This is a genomic window from Microbacterium telephonicum (genome assembly GCF_003651225.1).
In the GTDB taxonomy this organism is placed as follows: Bacteria; Actinomycetota; Actinomycetes; order Actinomycetales; family Microbacteriaceae; genus Microbacterium; species Microbacterium telephonicum.
In genome coordinates, this window is the sequence record NZ_RCDB01000001.1 from 524,995 (window position 1) to 540,938 (window position 15,944).

At 72.3% G+C, this 15,944-nt stretch carries 16 protein-coding genes; all 16 read left to right on the plus strand.

Annotated features, from left to right (window positions below):
- The first annotated feature begins 70 nt into the window (after positions 1-70).
- The 16 genes from C7474_RS02580 (at position 71) to C7474_RS02655 (ending at position 15,929) form a co-directional block, all read left to right on the plus strand.
- Positions 71-1,198, plus strand: a complete 1,128-nt coding sequence (locus C7474_RS02580; protein ID WP_241965065.1) for a glycosyltransferase — start codon at positions 71-73, stop codon at positions 1,196-1,198.
- Positions 1,195-2,352 carry a glycosyltransferase gene (locus C7474_RS02585; RefSeq protein ID WP_241965066.1) on the plus strand — a complete coding sequence of 386 codons (1,158 nt, stop codon included), beginning with the start codon at positions 1,195-1,197 and terminating at the stop codon, positions 2,350-2,352. Before C7474_RS02580 ends, C7474_RS02585 begins: the two co-directional genes overlap by 4 nt.
- Positions 2,349-3,350 (plus strand): hypothetical protein, encoded by a 1,002-nt coding sequence (locus tag C7474_RS02590; RefSeq protein WP_121057374.1) that lies wholly within the window; start codon positions 2,349-2,351, stop codon positions 3,348-3,350. Before C7474_RS02585 ends, C7474_RS02590 begins: the two co-directional genes overlap by 4 nt.
- A complete protein-coding gene (locus C7474_RS02595; protein ID WP_121057376.1) occupies positions 3,347-4,156 on the plus strand; it encodes a glycosyltransferase family 2 protein in 810 nt (269 codons plus the stop codon). Before C7474_RS02590 ends, C7474_RS02595 begins: the two co-directional genes overlap by 4 nt.
- Positions 4,153-4,941: a glycosyltransferase family 2 protein gene (locus tag C7474_RS02600; RefSeq protein ID WP_241965067.1), complete on the plus strand. Its 789-nt coding sequence runs from the start codon at positions 4,153-4,155 to the stop codon at positions 4,939-4,941. Before C7474_RS02595 ends, C7474_RS02600 begins: the two co-directional genes overlap by 4 nt.
- Positions 4,938-5,822 carry an endonuclease/exonuclease/phosphatase family protein gene (locus tag C7474_RS02605; protein WP_121057380.1) on the plus strand — a complete coding sequence of 295 codons (885 nt, stop codon included), beginning with the start codon at positions 4,938-4,940 and terminating at the stop codon, positions 5,820-5,822. Before C7474_RS02600 ends, C7474_RS02605 begins: the two co-directional genes overlap by 4 nt.
- Complete coding sequence (locus tag C7474_RS02610) at positions 5,819-7,627, plus strand: glycosyltransferase family 4 protein (protein WP_121057382.1); 1,809 nt, start codon at positions 5,819-5,821, stop codon at positions 7,625-7,627. Before C7474_RS02605 ends, C7474_RS02610 begins: the two co-directional genes overlap by 4 nt.
- Before the next feature lie 101 nt (positions 7,628-7,728).
- Positions 7,729-8,928, plus strand: coding sequence for an NAD(P)/FAD-dependent oxidoreductase (locus C7474_RS02615; RefSeq protein ID WP_121057867.1), 1,200 nt, complete (start codon positions 7,729-7,731; stop codon positions 8,926-8,928).
- Positions 8,929-8,981: 53 nt separating this feature from the next.
- A complete protein-coding gene (locus C7474_RS02620; protein WP_158597293.1) occupies positions 8,982-9,371 on the plus strand; it encodes a CPBP family glutamic-type intramembrane protease in 390 nt (129 codons plus the stop codon).
- A 62-nt stretch (positions 9,372-9,433) separates the two neighbouring features.
- Positions 9,434-9,652 (plus strand): hypervirulence associated TUDOR domain-containing protein, encoded by a 219-nt coding sequence (locus C7474_RS02625; RefSeq protein ID WP_121057386.1) that lies wholly within the window; start codon positions 9,434-9,436, stop codon positions 9,650-9,652.
- 90 nt (positions 9,653-9,742) lie between these two features.
- On the plus strand, positions 9,743-10,639 hold the full coding sequence (locus C7474_RS02630; RefSeq protein ID WP_121057388.1) for a helix-turn-helix domain-containing protein: 897 nt from the start codon (positions 9,743-9,745) through the stop codon (positions 10,637-10,639).
- Entirely contained in the window at positions 10,636-11,046 is a 411-nt protein-coding gene (locus C7474_RS02635; protein ID WP_121057390.1) for a (R)-mandelonitrile lyase, read from the plus strand. Before C7474_RS02630 ends, C7474_RS02635 begins: the two co-directional genes overlap by 4 nt.
- 61 nt (positions 11,047-11,107) lie before the next feature.
- Positions 11,108-12,151 (plus strand): zinc-binding dehydrogenase, encoded by a 1,044-nt coding sequence (locus tag C7474_RS02640; RefSeq protein WP_199692347.1) that lies wholly within the window; start codon positions 11,108-11,110, stop codon positions 12,149-12,151.
- A gap of 183 nt (positions 12,152-12,334) precedes the next feature.
- On the plus strand, positions 12,335-12,667 hold the full coding sequence (locus tag C7474_RS02645; RefSeq protein ID WP_147436672.1) for a hypothetical protein: 333 nt from the start codon (positions 12,335-12,337) through the stop codon (positions 12,665-12,667).
- A 269-nt stretch (positions 12,668-12,936) separates the two neighbouring features.
- Entirely contained in the window at positions 12,937-14,250 is a 1,314-nt protein-coding gene (locus C7474_RS02650) for an HNH endonuclease signature motif containing protein (RefSeq protein ID WP_121057393.1), read from the plus strand.
- A 935-nt stretch (positions 14,251-15,185) separates the two neighbouring features.
- Entirely contained in the window at positions 15,186-15,929 is a 744-nt protein-coding gene (locus C7474_RS02655; protein WP_121057395.1) for an SDR family oxidoreductase, read from the plus strand.
- Positions 15,930-15,944 lie beyond the last annotated feature (15 nt).

Here is a 15,944-nt window from a genome sequence, read left to right on the forward strand (position 1 = left end):
GGTCGGCGCCGGGTCAAGCCCCGGCTCGAAGTGGGCGCGTGGCCGTAGATTGCCCTGGGCGGAGGTCGGCATGAAGACGGAGACGGACGACGCGCCACGGCAGCCGGAGCCGTGGTCGATGCGGCCGGTGACGGTGCTCTCCGTGCCCGCCGCCCATCCTTACTCCCAGCGTGTCGGCGCGCATCAGGATGTGCGGATGCTGGCCGACCCCGAGGTGCCCGGCGCCGCGGAAGGCGTCTGGTGGCCGCCCGCGGCCCTGGACCCCGAGTGGATTCGCGCTCACGCCGACGAGGTCGACGTGCTGCACGTGCACTTCGGCACGGAGTCGTTCGCGCCGGGACACGTGGCGGCGTGCATCGCGGCCGCGCACGCGGCCGGGTGGCGCGTCGTGTACACGGCGCACGACCTGGACCACCCGCAGCTGGCCGACTCCGCGCCCTATCGTCGCCAGCTCCACGAGCTGATCTCCGGCGCGGACGAGGTGATCACCCTCACGCCGGGCGCGGCGGACGAGATCGCCGAGGGCTGGGGCCGCACAGCGCTCGTGCTTCCGCATCCCTCCATCGTCCCGGCCGACGCCGCCCTGCCGCCGGTGCCGGCCGACGCTCGGCTGCGCGTCGGCGTGCACCTGAAGGACCTGCGGCCCAACGTGGACGGGCCCGGCACGGTGCGCACCCTGCGGACCGCGATCGCGGTCCTGCGCGAAGAGGGCACGGCCGTGCAGGCGGAGGTGCGTCTGAACCGTCGGGTGCGCGACGCCGCCGCCGCGCGGCAGGTGCGGGAGCTGTGCGCCGACGCCGAGGACATCACACTGATCGAGGAGGACCGGCTCGACGACGTCGCCCTCCACCTGGCGGTGTCGGCGCTCGATGCCTGCGTGCTGCCCTATCGCCACGGAACCCACTCCGGCTGGCTCGAGATGTGCTGGGACCTGGGAGTGCCCGTCGCCGCACCGCGCGTCGGGCAGTACGCCCAGCAGCATCCGGACGGCACGGTCGCCGCCTTCGAGCCCTCCGACGGCGCGGACCTCGCCCGCGCGCTGCGCGATCTGTGGGCTCGGCACGGCGCGCGTCCCGGATCGCTCGCCCGCGCCGAGGTCGTCGCCGAGCGCCGCCGCTCGCGAGCCGTGACCGACGCCGCCGTCGCGGCCGCGCACGCGCAGGTGTACCGCCGCCTGCGGGACGGGGCGACGAGGTGAGCGCGCCGACCGCGCTGCGCGTCGTCGTCATCGCCCCCCTCCGCTTCCCGTTGCGCCCTCCGCACGCGGGCGGGCTCGAGTCGGCGGTGTGGGCGGAAGTCGACGCGCTCCGGCGTCGCGGTCACGAGGTGACCTTCATCGCCCCCGCCGGATCCGACTTCACCGACGCCGGCGGACCGTTCCGACTGCCCCCCGTCCGATGGCCGGAGGCCGCCGACCCGACGGACCTCACCTGGCCGTCGAGCTTCCACGACGACGTCGTCCCCGCGCTCGAGCGCGCCCTGACCGCGCTCTCCGGGTCGGGCGACCGCTTCGACGTCATCTCCAATCACTGCCTGCATCCGCTCCCGCTGCTGCGCGCGCCGCACCTGCCGGTGCCGATGGTGACGACACTGCACACGCCGGTCGATCCGGAGTTCGTCGCCGCCCACCACGCGGCGGGCGGATGCGGCAGCCGCTTCATCTCGGTCAGCGATCACACGCGGCGGGAATGGGCGCGCGCCGGCGTGCCGTCCCGCCTCCTGCCGAACGGGGTGGATCCCGAGCGGTGGCGCCGCGGCTCCGGCGGTGGCGGACTGGTGTGGTTCGGGCGGATCGTGCCCGAGAAGGGGCCGCACGTGGCGGCGCAGATCGCCCGTCGGCTCGGCGTTCCGCTCACGATCGCCGGACGCATCGGCGACCGGCGGTACGCCGACGAGATGCTGCGGCCGCTGCTCGGCGGCGACGTGCGTTATGCGGGCACGCTCGGTCCGCGCGAGCTGTCGGCGCTCGTGGGCGGCGCCGACACCGTGCTCGTCACGCCGGAATGGGAGGAGCCGTTCGGCCTCGTCGGCCCCGAATCGCTCATGTGCGGTACCCCCGTCGTCGCCTTCGGCGTGGGCGGCATCCCCGAGATCGCCGCGGCGACGACCGGCATGCGCGTGGTGGCGCCCGGCGATGTCGAGGCGATGGGCCTGGCCGTCGCCGAGAATCTCGCCGCCCCGGCTGACGGCGCTCGCCGGGACCAGATCCGCGCGGCGGCGGTGGCGCGCTTCTCGCTCACGGCGCGCACCGAGCGGCTCGAGGCGCTGCTGAGCGGCATGCGCGCGCCCTCGACATCGAGGGCGACACCGAGGGAGACGCCGGGAGTGGGGGCGTGGGAGGTGAGCGCGTGACCCGTCGCATCGGCTGGTACGTCCACCACCACGGTCGCGGGCACCTCACCCGGTTCCTCGCGATCGCCCCGCACCTGCCCGGCGACGTGCAGGTCGTCAGCACGCTGCCGCCGCCGTCGGATCTGCCCCGCGGATGCCGGTGGCTGCGCGTCCCGCGCGACGACGAGGCGGAGGACGGCGCCGACCCCCGGCGGTCCGACCCGACCGTCGGCGGGCTGCTGCACTGGGCGCCGCGCGGTCATGCCGGCCACCGCGAACGGCTGGCGGCGATCGCCCGCCTCATCGCCGAGCAGCGGCCCGACGTCTTCGTGGTCGACGTCTCCGTCGAGGTGACGCTGCTGGCGCGGATGCTGGGAGTGCCGACGGTCGCGTTCACCCAGCCGGGCGAGCGCGACGACGAGGCCCATCGCCTCGGCTTCCGCGCGGCCGACACCGTCATCGCGCCCTGGCCGGCGGGGGCGGTGCCGGTGCCGCACCTCGCCCAGATGGCCGAGAAGGTGGTGCACACCGGGGGGATCAGCCGCTTCGACGGCCGCGGCGCCTCCGGCGACCGCGGCGACGAGATCGTGCTCCTCACCGGTGCCGGCGGTGCCGACCATGGCGACGAGCACATCGCCGCGGCGGCCGCCGACCTGGGCCGACCCTGGCGGGTGCTCGGCGGCGACAGCTGGGTGGACGACCCGTGGCCTGCGCTGACCGAGGCAGCTGTCGTCGTCGCCTGGGCGGGACAGAACTCGGTCGCCGACCTGGCGGCCGCGCGCGCTCCCGCGATCGTCATCCCGCAGCGACGGCCGTTCGGCGAACAGCACGCCACGGCGGGAGCTCTGCGTCGGCTGCATCTGGCGGTGGTCCGCGAGCGCTGGCCGGCGGCATCCGACTGGCCGGCGCTGCTCGAACGTGCCGCGGTGGCGACACCGGACTGGGACCGCTGGCAGGTGGCCGGCGCGGCGCGCCGCGCCGCCGAAGCGATTCTGCGCACCGCGGGCGGGACCACGTGAGCGCGCCGGACCGGGTCGCCGTGATCTCGCTCTGCTCGACCGAGCGCGTCGAGCATCTGCGCCGCCAGCTCGCAGCCACCGCTGCCGGGCCGGGCATCGAGCGGATCGTGGTGTGGATCGGCGCCGACGCCCCGCCCCCGCTGCCCGCCGAGACGGTGCTCACGGTGCCCCCGGCGCCGGAGGGGCTGCGGCTGGCCGCGGCACGCAACGCCGGCGCCGAGGCCGCGATCGCCGGCGGCGCCGAGCTGCTGATCTTCCTCGACGCCGACTGCATTCCGGGTCCGCGGCTCGTGGCGCGGTACCGGCGCGCCGCCGATTCCGCCCCCGACGCGGTGCTCTGCGGCCCGGTGACCTACCTGCCGCCCGGAGCCGGCGTCTCCGCCGACGAGCTCACGGCCGCGACCGCGCCGCATCCGGCACGACCGGCGCCGGACGACGACGACCTGCGGCGCGCGATCGTCCCCGAGTATCCGCTGTTCTGGTCGCTCTCGTTCGCTCTGACGCCGGCGACGTGGGAGCGCTCGGGCGGGTTCGACGAGGCGTACGTGGGATACGGCGGCGAAGACACCGACTTCGCATTCCGACTGCGGGAACGCCGGATCCCCCTGTGGTGGGTGGGCGGCGCGCACGCGTATCACCAGCACCACCCGACCTCGTCGCCGCCGTGGCAGCACCTCGACGACATCCTGCGCAACGGCGCGATCTTCGCCCGCACGTGGGGCGAATGGCCGATGACCGGGTGGCTCGAGTCGTTCGCCGATGCCGGCGCGGTGCGCCGAGAGGTTTCGGGGTGGGTGCGCGCGTGACCCTCTCGTTCGAGCGGCCCGTCGTCTCCGTCGTCATCCCCGTCCGGGACGACGCGGAGCTGCTCGAGCGCTGCCTGGCGGCACTGAGGGCGCAGACGCTGCTTCCCGACGAGATCGTCGTCGTCGACAACGCCTCGCGCGACGACTCCGCCGCGGTCGCGGCGCGGATGGGTGCCCGCGTGGCTCCCTGCACCCGGGTCGGCATCCCGGCCGCCGCGGCGCGCGGCTACGACTGCGCGGAAGGCGACCTGATCCTGCGGCTCGACGCCGACTGCGTCCCCACGCCGGGCTGGATCGCGGCGGTCGTGCAGGCCTTCGCCGACGAGCCGGACGCCGCTGCGCTGACCGGGACGGCCACTTTCCACGACGGACCGCGACCGCTGCGGCGCGCCGTGGCCGCGGTCTACCTCGGTGCCTACCGGGTCGTGGGGTTCGTCACCCTCGGGCACGCTCCGCTGTTCGGCTCGAACATGGCGATGCGCCGTGCCGCGTGGGAGCAGGTCGCCGGTGAGGTGCACCGGGAAGACGCGCGGATGCACGACGACCTCGACCTGTCGATCCACCTCGGAGCCCGCCATCGCATCGGGACCATCCCCGCCCGGATGATGCGCATCTCGATGCGCCCGTTCGCCGACCGGGGCGCCTTCGGCCGTCGCATTTCCCGCGGCGTGCACACCGTCGTCGCCCACTGGCCGCGCGAGTTCCCGCCGTTCCGCTGGCGTCGGCTGGCGGTCCGGCGCCTCCGGAGCTCGTCGGTCGCCTCGCCCACGGGGGTGCGCCGATGATCCCGGGCGGCCGGCGGGCTGCCGCCGCACCGGAGCACATCGCGGAGGTCTCTGCGGCGACCTTCTCGAATGCAGCGGATGACGAGCACTGCATCCAGGTCATGACCCTCAACGTGCGTCGTCCGCTCGGCGTGTTCACCGTGCGCCGCGCTGACCGCTGGTCGGGTCGGCGCGTTCACCTCGCGCGGCTGCTCCGGCACGAGGCGCCCACCGTGCTCGGTGCGCAGGAGGTCACGCCCGGCGCCGCCAAGCTGATGCAAGCGGCGCTCGGCCCGACCTATCGTTTCGTCGGGCATGGGCGCGCGCCGGGTCCCCGCGGCGAGGCGTGTCCGATCTTCTACGACAGCGAACGCCTGGCGCTGGAATCGTGGACGCAGCGCGCGCTTTCCGACACGCCGGAGCGCGCGGGGTCGCGCTCCTGGGGCAACCCGCTGCCGCGCGTCGTCGTCGACGCCGTGTTCACCGACCTGCGCACCGGCGCGCAGCTCGCCGTCGTCAACACGCATCTCGACCCGTTCTCGGAGCGCTCCCGCATCCGATCGGCCCGCCTCATCCGCGAGGCCGCCGCGGCCCGCGCCGAGCCGGTGATCGTGACCGGCGACTTCAACAGCGCCCCCGATTCGGCGACAGCCCGCACCCTGCACCTCGGTGGGACGCTGCGCGACGCCTGGACTGCGGCCGAGTCGCGGGCGAGCCCGGAATGGGGGACGCACACGTCTTACCGGCCCCCGCGTCCCGGGCCCCGGATCGACTGGATCGCCGTAGGGGACGGCATCCGTGTGCTGCGTGCCGCGATCGGGGGTCGACGCCGCCTCGAGGTGCGCGCGTCGGACCACCTGCCGGTGCGTGCGGGACTGCTGATCGACGGATCCGGTCCGTGATCGAGAACTTCCTTCGCCCGCCGCGCACGGTCGGCGAGGTACTGGCCGACGCCCTGCGTGTGCTCGGCGCGGTCGGCATCCTGCTCGCCGCGATCGCCTTCGAACCGACGGATGCCGGGGTGGTCGCCGCGGCGCTCCCGGTGCTGATGGTGCCCCGCTTCCTCGGGGTGACGACGTGGCTCGACCTGACCGCGGGGGCGACGGTGCTGGTGGCGGCGTGGAGCAACGTCTTCGATCTGTACACAGAGGTGACAGGGTGGGACATCGTCGTCCACGTCGTCTGCACGGGGGTGCTGACGCTGCTCGTGTACGTCGCGCTCGCCCGGGCGCGCGTCGTGCCGCATCGGACGGACAACTCGTTCCTCCCGCGGGTGCCGCTGCTGCTGTGCCCGGCGCTGGGGCTCGCGCTCTCAGCGCTGTGGGAGATGGTCGAGTGGTTCGGGCACACCGTCATCACCGACACCATCTCGGTCGGCTACACCGACACGATCGGCGACCTCGCCGCCGGCGGAGTCGGCGCGGCGACGGCCGGCATGGTCGTGTGCCTGGTGCGGCTCGAACGTCCCGCGCCCGTGTTGCCCGCCGCGACAGGAGGTCTCGACGACGTCCGGATGCCGCGCCGCTGGCTCGTGGCGACCACGGAGTACGCCGGACTGACCGCCTACACCGGCGGCATCGGCCGGCATTACGCGGCGCTGCTTCCCGCGCTCGTGTCGCGCGGCATCGCGGTCGACCTCGTCGTCTTCGCCGAGGGCGACGTCGTCGCCGATGCGCCACTGCACGGTGTGCGGCTCGTCTCCCTCGTGCGGTCGGACGCGCGGCGTCGTCGCCGCAACCTGGCCCGGCGCGCGCGGCACCTGCGGCGCATCCACCGAGCCGGCGACTACGACTGCGTGTTCGCGCCGGAATGGATGGCGCTGGCTGCCCGGCTCCCGCGGCGCGCGCCGCTCGTGACGAACCTCGCGACCGGGTCGAAACTCGCCCACGACGTGTCGGACCTGCGTATCGCCGACCTGCCCGCGGGATTGCGGGGGGCGGTCCGAGCCCAGCAGCACGCCGAAAAGCGCCAGATCCGTCGCTCGGCGGGGGTCGTGGCGATTTCGGCGGCCATGCATGAACGCACCCGGCAGCTCGTGGGGTCGCTGCCGCCCGTCGAGGTGGTGCGCAACTGCATCGACACGGCCGAGGTGCAGCGGCGCGCCGCATCCGCCGCCCCGCCGCCGCTCTGGCCCACCGCCGACGGACCGGTCGTGTTGTTCCTGGGCCGCGCAGAACGCCGGAAGGGCATCGTCGACGCAGTGACCGCGTACGGGCTGCTCCACGCACGGGAACCGACGGCGCGGCTGGTCATCGCCGGCGCGGGCGGCGATGCACGATACGAGCCGACGCGCGCGCAACTGCTCGACACGCTCACCGAGGGCGCGCGGACGCGCGTCACGTGGCTCGGACACACGCCCGGCGACGAACTGTACGCGGCCGTCCGCGAGGCCGACGTCGTGATGTGCCCCTCGCGCTGGGAGGGGTTCGGCCAGGTGGCGCTGGAGGTGAAAGCCATCGGCACCCCGCTCGTGGTGACGACCGGAAGCGGATTCGACGATTTCTGCACCGACGGGCTCGACTGCGCGATGGTGCCGCCCGCCGATCCCGTCGCTCTGGCCGATGCGCTCGGGATGCTGCTCGGCGACCCCGCTCACGGGGCGGAGTTGGCCGCGGTGGGGAAGGCCCAGGCGCCGTGGTTCTCCGCGGAGGCGGTGGCGGCCGACCTCGCCGGCGCCGTCGGGAGGCTGCTCGGGTCGCGCCGCTGAACCGGCAGGACGGGTGGGCAGCACACCGCGGGAGGTCATGCAAGCCCCCGGCGTCGCCACGGTCCGGCACGTAGCGTGACGGTGTGCTTCGGGAGGTGCGCATGACGGAGGTCCGGGACCATCAGGTGGTCGTCATCGGAGGCGGGAACGGCGGGATCTCGGTCGCGGCGAGGCTGCGACGCCGGGGCGTCGACGACATCGCGGTGATCGAGCCGCGTGACCGGCACGTCTACCAGCCGCTGCTCTCGCACGTGGCCGGCGGCGTCGCACGCCTGAGCGAGACGGTGCGTGACCAGGCGGATGTCATCCCTCCCGGCGTCACGTGGATCCACGATGCCGTGACCGCGATCGATCCCGAGTCGTCGACCGTTCAGCTCGGCGACGGCGGCCGCGTGAGGTACGGGCAGCTGATCGTAAGCCCCGGGATCCACCACGAGTGGGATGCGGTGCCCGGCGCACGCGAGGCGCGGGCTTCAGGGCGAGTCGCCTCCCACTACGATCCGGCCGGGGCCGCGGCCCTGTCGCCGATGCTGCGAGACCTGCGCAGCGGGACGGTGGTGTTCACGCAGCCGGATGAGCCGTCGTCGTGCCCGGGTGCGGCGCAGAAGCCGATGTACCTCGCGTGCGACTATTGGCGTGCCCACGGAGTGCGGGACGGCATCCGAGTGCTGTTCGTGACGGCGAAGGACTCGCCCTCGGGGATGGCGCACATCGACGCCGAGCTGTCGCGGGTGATCGAGCGGTACGGGATCGAGGTGCGCTACGGCTCGCGCGTGCGCGCGGTCGACTCCACGGCGGGGACGCTTGAGATCGAAGGACCCCACGGATCCGAGACGGTCGCCTTCGACGTCGCCGACATCGTGCCGCCACAGTCCGCGCCGCCCTGGCTGCGGAACACGGGACTCGCCGCCCACGACGACCCGGGCGGGTTCGTCGAGGTGGATCCGCGGACGCTGCGCCACGCGCGGTACGCGAACGTGTGGTCGCTGGGGGACGCGGCCGGCACGCGCAACGCGAAGTCGGGCGGCGCGCTGCGCAAGCAGACCTACGTCGTCGCGGAGAACGTGGCTGCGGCCGTGCGCGGCGAGGCGCCCGCGCAGGAGTACGACGGCTATACGGTGTGCCCGTACACGGTGTCGCGACGCAGCGTCGTGTGGGCGGAATTCGACGAGGCCGGACGACCCAAGCCCACGATCCCGTTCTGGCGCGGCATGTATCGCGAGAGCCGGCTGTCGTGGGTGTTCGACCGTCACATCCTGCCCTGGGTCTACTGGAACCTCATCCTCACCGGCCGCGTCTGACCCGCGCACACGCGGGTGCTGAGCAGCCGGCGTATCGGACCCCCGGCCTCGCCGTGCTGCTTCCGGCGCTGATCTTCACCCTCGTCCACGGGGTGCTGCTGAAACCGCTCGCGTTCACGAGCGTGTTCCCCTACGCCCACTTCGCCTCGTTCGTCGCGCTGCGGGTGGGTTCGTTGTGGCTCGTGATCGGCATCCACGCCGGCTGGAACTTCGCCATGGGCAACGTCTACGGAATCGCCGTCAGCGGACTGCCCGCAAAGTCCACGTCGTTCGTGTTCCTCGAGCCGGCGGCCGGGGCTCCGGACTGGCTCACAGGCGGAGAGTTCGGCACCGAAGGCAGCCTCGCCGCCGACATCACCCTCCTCGCCGCCGCCGTCATCGCCTTCCTCGTCTTCCGTGCCTGGGACAAGCAGCGCAGCGTGGCTGCCCGCGCATCGGCCTAGCCCCCGGATGCCGTTCGCACAAGCCGTGGCCTGAGACGACGCCCGTGGGGTTTCATCGGCCCATGGATGACATCAGCGTGGGCGACCGAGTCAGCTGGAACACCTCGCAGGGCCGCACCCGCGGGGTGGTAAGGGAGAAGAGGGTGCGCGACTTCACGTTCGACGATCAGCGCTTCACGGCCAGCGACGCGGAGCCGGCGTTCATCGTCGAGTCCGAGAAGACGGGGCGATCGGCCGCGCACAAGGGCTCGGCGCTGCGGAAGCTGAAGAGCACGCGCTGATCCCTCGGCAGAGGCTGCCCGACGTGCTCTGCCGAGGGGTGTACCGGTGGGGACTCCCTGGCTCGCCGGCGCCGACCTAGCCTCGAAGACATGGACAACAAGGCGGAGGTGCGCGAGTTCCTCATGTCGCGCCGCGCCCGCGTGCGACCCGAGGATGCCGGGCTGACGGCGGGACCGAACCGCCGGGTCGACGGCCTGCGCCGCAGCGAGGTCGCCGCGCTCGCCGGCGTCAGCGTGGAGTACTACGCGAAGCTCGAGCGCGGGGCGATCGCGGGAGCGTCCGCGAGTGTGCTCGACGCGGTCTCCGAGGCGCTGCGGCTGGACGACACCGAGCGCGCGCACCTGCTCGACCTCGCGCGCGCGGCCGACGGCATCCCCACCAGCGGCCGCTCCCGGCGGCGCACCCCCCGCGCATGGGCGCCCCGGCCGAGTCTGTCGTGGGCACTCGAATCGATCTCGGATGCGGTGGCTTTCGTTCGCGACCCTCGTCAGAACCTGCTCGCCGTCAATGCCCTCGGACGGGCGTTCTATTCGCCGGTGATCGGAGACGGCGGCCGCGTCCCGAACCTCGCGCGCTTCCAGTTCCTCGACCCCGTCTCCCGCGACTTCTATCCCGACTGGGAGGTGTTTGCGGGGATGTGCGTGGGCATCATGCGCGCCGAGGCGGGTCGCGACCCGCACGACCGGGCACTCCAGGAGCTGGTGGGGGAGCTGTCGACGCGAAGCGAGACGTTCCGCAGCCTCTGGGCGGCGCACGACGTGCGCACGCACGGCGCCGGGACGAAGCGGTTCCGGCATCCGGTGGTCGGCGAGCTGACTCTCGCGTACGAGGAGCTCGCTGTGACCGCCGAGCCCGGCAACGTCCTGTTGATCTACACCGCAGAACCCGGAACGGCGTCGGCGGAACGGCTGGGACTGCTCGCGTCGTGGGCCGCCGACCGGCCGGACGGCGCCGATGTCGTCGCACGAGAGAAGGAGACCTCATGAACATCGAACCAGAACGACCGACCGCCAAGAACCCGCCCGAGCAGTTCGCCGGGGACGTGTGGGTCGACGTGATCGCGGCACCCCGCACCGACGATCAGCGCATGAGCGTCGCGGTAGTGAAGTTCGCGCCGGGCGCGCGCACCGCCTGGCACTCCCACGCACGCGGTCAGTACCTGCGCGTCACCCGGGGCGTCGCGCGGTTCGGCACCCGCGACGGCGAGATCATCGACGTGCACCCCGGGCAGACGCTGTACACCCCGCCCGGCCAGGACCACTGGCATGCCGCAGCCGGAGACACGTTCATGGAGCACATCGCCATGCTCGAGAGCGGCGATGACCCGGCGACCACGACCGTGTGGAAAGAACACATCACGGATGCGGAATACAACGGGACGGCCGCCCGATGAACAGCCGCCCGACCGCCCTCAGCGTCGTCCAGCTCTGAGACCCCACCCGAGAGGAATCCCTATGAAGGCCACCATCATGTACGGCGCGGGAGACGTCCGCGTCGAGAACGTCGCCGACCCCGTCATCCAGCATCCGACCGATGCGATCGTGCGCACCGTCCGCACGTGCGTATGCGGATCCGATCTGCACCCGTACCACTCCATGAAGCCGGGCCGGCACGGTCAGAGCATGGGTCACGAACTGCTCGGCGTCGTCGAGGAGACCGGCTCGGAGGTCAGCACCGTGAAGAAGGGCGATCTCGTCATCGCTCCGTTCGCCTGGTCGGACAACACCTGCCCGATCTGCCGGGACGGATTCCAGACGGCCTGTCCGCACGGCGGCTTCTACGCGAACCGGCAGACCGCGGGGCTGCAGGCCGAGCTGTCGCGCATCCCGCTCGCCGACGGCAGCCTCGTCGTCGTGCCCGGAGTGACCGAGCGCGACGAGGCGGTGCTCCCGTCCCTGCTGACCCTGTCGGACGTGTACCTCACCGGCTACCACGCCGCGCACATGGCGCGCATCCGACCCGGTCAGACGGTCACCGTCGTCGGTGACGGCGCGGTGGGCCTGTCGGCGGTGCTCGCCGCGAAGCAGCTGGGCGCGGAGCGCATCATCCTCATGGGTCGCCACACCGACCGCACGGACCTCGGCGTCGAGTGGGGCGCCACCGACGTGGTCGCAGAGCGCGGCGAGGAGGGCATCCAGAAGGTGCTCGACCTCACCGAGGGATACGGTTCGCACGTCGTGCTCGAAGCCGTCGGCCTCATGCCGGCCTACGAGCAGTCCTACCGCGTCGCGCGCACCGGGGGCGTCATCTCACGCGTCGGCGTCCCGCAGTACGAAGAAGCGGGCGTCGGGTTCGGCTCGCTCTTCGGCCGCAACCTCACCCTCACTGGAGGTCCCGCGCCGGTGCGCGCCTACATCGAGGACGCGATCCCCCTCGTCCTCGACGGCACGATCGACCCGGGCCGGGTGTTCGACCGCACCTACACGCTCGACGAGACCGCGACGGCCTACGCCGACATGGATGCCCGCACCACCTTGAAGGCGTTCATCACCGTGTGACGGCCGCGGCGCGGTCGCGGACGGCGGGGCCCGCTCGTGCCGACACGCGACCTCGTCGTGACGAGGTGATGTTGCGTGGCGGAGATAGCCGAAGGTCTACGGATGTCAGCGGCGCCTCAGCCGATGGTCTTCACCTCCGGGGTTCGAGACGGCCGCGCCGTCGCGGACACGGCAGGCTCGAGGGTGACAACGCACACTGAGACCCTGTCGTCGCCCGTGATCGCGGACGTCCGCCGGAGCGTACGATTCCGCTTCGCCAGCGCAGCAGTTCTCGTCGCGCTGGGTGTCGGCTGCGTGCTCGGCGTCGGCTGCATCGGGCTGCTGAACGAGTGGGCCGGCGCGGCGCCTTATGCGCCGGCGGTGACGGAGGCGCGTCACGTGTACGCCCGCGTGATCGACGCGGGCATCTGTGCGCTCCTGCTGGTGGGCGCGACGATGGTGGCGGCGTGGCATGCGGCGAACTGGAAGAGGCTCGCCGGGGGTCCTCGGCGGCGTCGCGGCCACCCGGCGGTGTGACGGTCGAGTGCCCGATCCGACAGTGCCCTCGCCTAGTCCCTCCAGGTGTACCGACCCGTCGCCGGCAGGACCTGCCGGCTGACGTGACGGCGTCCAGCGTGCTCCGGTGATCACGACGACGACGCTCGGACGGTGCCGGCCGGCGCCGCAGGATTCCGGCGGGGTCGCTCTCGAATGGTGCGTTCAGCGCCGGAAGACGGCCGCGGGTTCTCCACAGTCTCCTCTCGGACTTTCGAATCAATGTCCGAGGCCAGTGGGAGAATCGGAGCATGTCGAAGTTCACGAAGATCACGGCCCCGGAGGACGATCTCACCGTCTTGGGCGAGATCGTCGCGGGCTTCGAAATGAACACGGTCGAGCTGCGTCATGCTCAGATCGCGGAGGTGCGACTGTTGGCGCGTGCCGGTCAGCTCGCCGATGCGCAGACCGCCGGGTCGCCTCTGCGGGTGCGGGAACATGACATGGCGCTGCGGTCGATCGCGGCGGAGATCGGCGGTGTACTGCATGTGGCGGACCGCACCGTGCAGGCGCGGATCGGGGATGCCCGGGTTCTGGTGGAGATGTACCCGTTGACGCTTGCGGCGTGGGAGTCGGGAGAGATCACGAAGGGCCAGGTGCAGGTCATCACCGACGCCGGTGACGTCGTACCCGCCGCCCGCCGCCCTGAGTTCGAGGCTGAAGCGATCGAGAAATGTGAGGGGCGTACCCCGAACCGGCTCCGTCCGATCCTGCAGCTGCTGGCCGAGCGGTTCACCGACCGGACGTTCACCGAACGCCACCAGGACGCGGCCGCGGGCCGGTGCGTGCGGGTGTTTCCGGGCCGGGACGGGATGTGCGACGTCGTCGCGACCGTCCCGACGGTGATCGGCGACGCGATCCTCGACCGGCTGACCCAGCAGGCGCAGGCCGTCATCGACGCCCGCGACCCGGGCGACGGGGACGAGCGCGGCATCGATGCGGTGCGGACGGATGTGCTCACAGACTTGCTCCTCGCCGGAACCCCCGCCCTGGACCCGACCGCGACCGGGGACCAGCCCGGAACCCTCGGGGCGATCCGCGCCCAGGTGCAGGTGATCGTGCCCGCGCTCACTCTGGTGGGTGCCGATGAGGGTCCGGCGGATCTGGTGGGTCGTTCCCCGATCGACGCCGAGACCGCCCGGTGCCTGGCCGCGCAGGCCCCCTCACTCACGCGACTGCTCACCGACCCCGTCAAGGGAACGGTCGTCGCCGTCGACGGGTACCGTCCCGCCTGGGCGCAGCGCCGGTTCCTGCGCGCGAGGGATCAGCATTGTCGGTTCCCGGGGTGCCGGAGGGCGGCGAGCCGTTGCGAGATTGACCACACCATCGACCACCACCTCGGCGGTCCCACCACCCTCGGCAACCTCGCCCACTTGTGTCAACGGCATCACTCGATGAAGCAATTCACGAGGTGGCGGGTGCGACAACACCCGGGTGGTGTCCTGGAATGGACCTCACCCCTCGGCAGAACCTACAGAGAAGACGCACCCCAACCCCCGGTCGCCTTCACCCCTGCCACCCCACCCGACGCCGCCGCGGAATCGTTCGAGCCCGCACCCTTCTGACGGCTTCTGGCCCCGGTGGTTGAGTAGCGCGCAAAGCGCGCGTATCGAAACCCGCGCACCCCCATCGATGCCGGGTTCGGGGCGTTTCGACTCGTCGCTGTGCTCCTCGCTCAACGACCGGGGGTCACCGTCCGGTGGTTGAGTAGCCGGTGCAGCTGGCGTATCGAAACCCGCGCACCCGCCATCGATGCCGGGTTCGGGGCGTTTCGACTCGTCGCTGTGCTCCTCGCTCAACGACCGGGAGTCACCATCCGGTGGTTGAGTAGCCGGCGCAGCCGGCGTATCGAAACCCGCGCACCCGCCAACACCGCCGAGCCCGACGCGTTTCGATTCGTCGCTGCGCTCCTCACTCAACGACCGGCACTTCCCGGTGGTTGAGTAGCCGGCGCATCCGGCGTATCGAAACCCGCGCACACACCACCGTCGCGCTCAGCGCGTTTCGACTCGTCGCTGCGCTCCTCGCTCAACGACCGGGAACCACCGGTGGTTGAGTAGCCGGCACAGCCGGCGTATCGAAACCCCTGCACCCCCACCGATGCCAAGCTCGACGCGTTTCGACTCGTCGCTGCGCTCCTCGCTCAACGACCGGGAACGGACCCGCCGCACCCCTCCGGTGGTTGAGTAGCCGGCGCAGCCGGCGTATCGAAACCCGCGCACCCACGATCGGCTGAGGAACTCGGGGCGTTTCGACTCGTCGCTCCGCTCCTCGCTCAACGTTCGGAAGCAGCACCCCCGGTGGTTGAGTAGCCGGCGCAGCCGGCGTATCGAAACCCGCGCGCCCACCATCACCGCCGGGTCCGGGGCGTTTCGACTCGTCGCTGCGCTCCTCGCTCAACGACCGGGAGGGGGGCAGTTCGTCGACGCGGGTGCCGACGCGGGCGAGGAGTCTGATACGGTACAAACCGACTGTCCGGTATGTGCGCGAGGGAGAGCAGATGACGCAGGGACGTTTCGCCGGCACGGTGACGATCGTCACCGGGGCGAGCCGCGGCATCGGGTTCGCGGTGGCCGAGTGGCTCGTCGCCGAAGGCGGGTCGGTCGTGATCACGGCACGCACCCGAGAGACCCTCGACGCCGCAGCCGCACGGCTCGGGCCTGCGGCATCCGTCGTCGCCGGGCGCGCCGACGATCCCGACCATCGCGCCGAAGTCTTCGGCCACGTCGCGCAGCGGCACGGCCGGCTCGACCACCTCGTGAACAACACCGGGATCAACCCGGTCTACGGCACGCTCGCCGAGCTCGACCTCGCCGCAGCGCGCAAAATCCTCGACGTGAACGTGCTCGCCACGCTCGCCTGGTCGCGCGACGCCGTCGCGGCCGGACTCTCGCGCTCGATCGTGAACATCGCTTCCGTCGCCGGTCAGGGGGCGAGCCCCGGCATCGCGCTGTACGGGGTGTCGAAGGCCGCCGTGATCAACCTGACGCAGCAGCTGGCCCTCGAATGGGCGCCGCGGGTGCGCGTCAACGCCGTCGCGCCCGCCGTCGTGAAGACCGACTTCGCGCGCGCACTGTTCGACGGGCGTGAAGCCGAGGTCGCGGCCGGATACCCGCTCGCGCGCCTGGGCGCACCCGACGACGTCGCCGGCCCCGTCGCGTTCCTCCTCTCCGCGGATGCCGCTTGGATCACCGGACAAACCCTCACGATCGACGGCGGCGCCGGCATCGTCGGACTGGCGTGACGGTCAGGGCCGGCC

Coding starts and splice junctions, on each gene's coding strand:
- C7474_RS02580 (WP_241965065.1), top strand. CDS start 71: ATGAAGACGGAGACGGACGACGCGCCACGGCAGCCGGAGCCGTGGTCG.
- C7474_RS02605 (WP_121057380.1), top strand. CDS start 4,938: ATGATCCCGGGCGGCCGGCGGGCTGCCGCCGCACCGGAGCACATCGCG.
- C7474_RS02615 (WP_121057867.1), top strand. CDS start 7,729: ATGACGGAGGTCCGGGACCATCAGGTGGTCGTCATCGGAGGCGGGAAC.
- C7474_RS02625 (WP_121057386.1), top strand. CDS start 9,434: ATGGATGACATCAGCGTGGGCGACCGAGTCAGCTGGAACACCTCGCAG.
- C7474_RS02630 (WP_121057388.1), top strand. CDS start 9,743: ATGGACAACAAGGCGGAGGTGCGCGAGTTCCTCATGTCGCGCCGCGCC.
- C7474_RS02635 (WP_121057390.1), top strand. CDS start 10,636: ATGAACATCGAACCAGAACGACCGACCGCCAAGAACCCGCCCGAGCAG.
- C7474_RS02640 (WP_199692347.1), top strand. CDS start 11,108: ATGAAGGCCACCATCATGTACGGCGCGGGAGACGTCCGCGTCGAGAAC.
- C7474_RS02650 (WP_121057393.1), top strand. CDS start 12,937: ATGTCGAAGTTCACGAAGATCACGGCCCCGGAGGACGATCTCACCGTC.
- C7474_RS02655 (WP_121057395.1), top strand. CDS start 15,186: ATGACGCAGGGACGTTTCGCCGGCACGGTGACGATCGTCACCGGGGCG.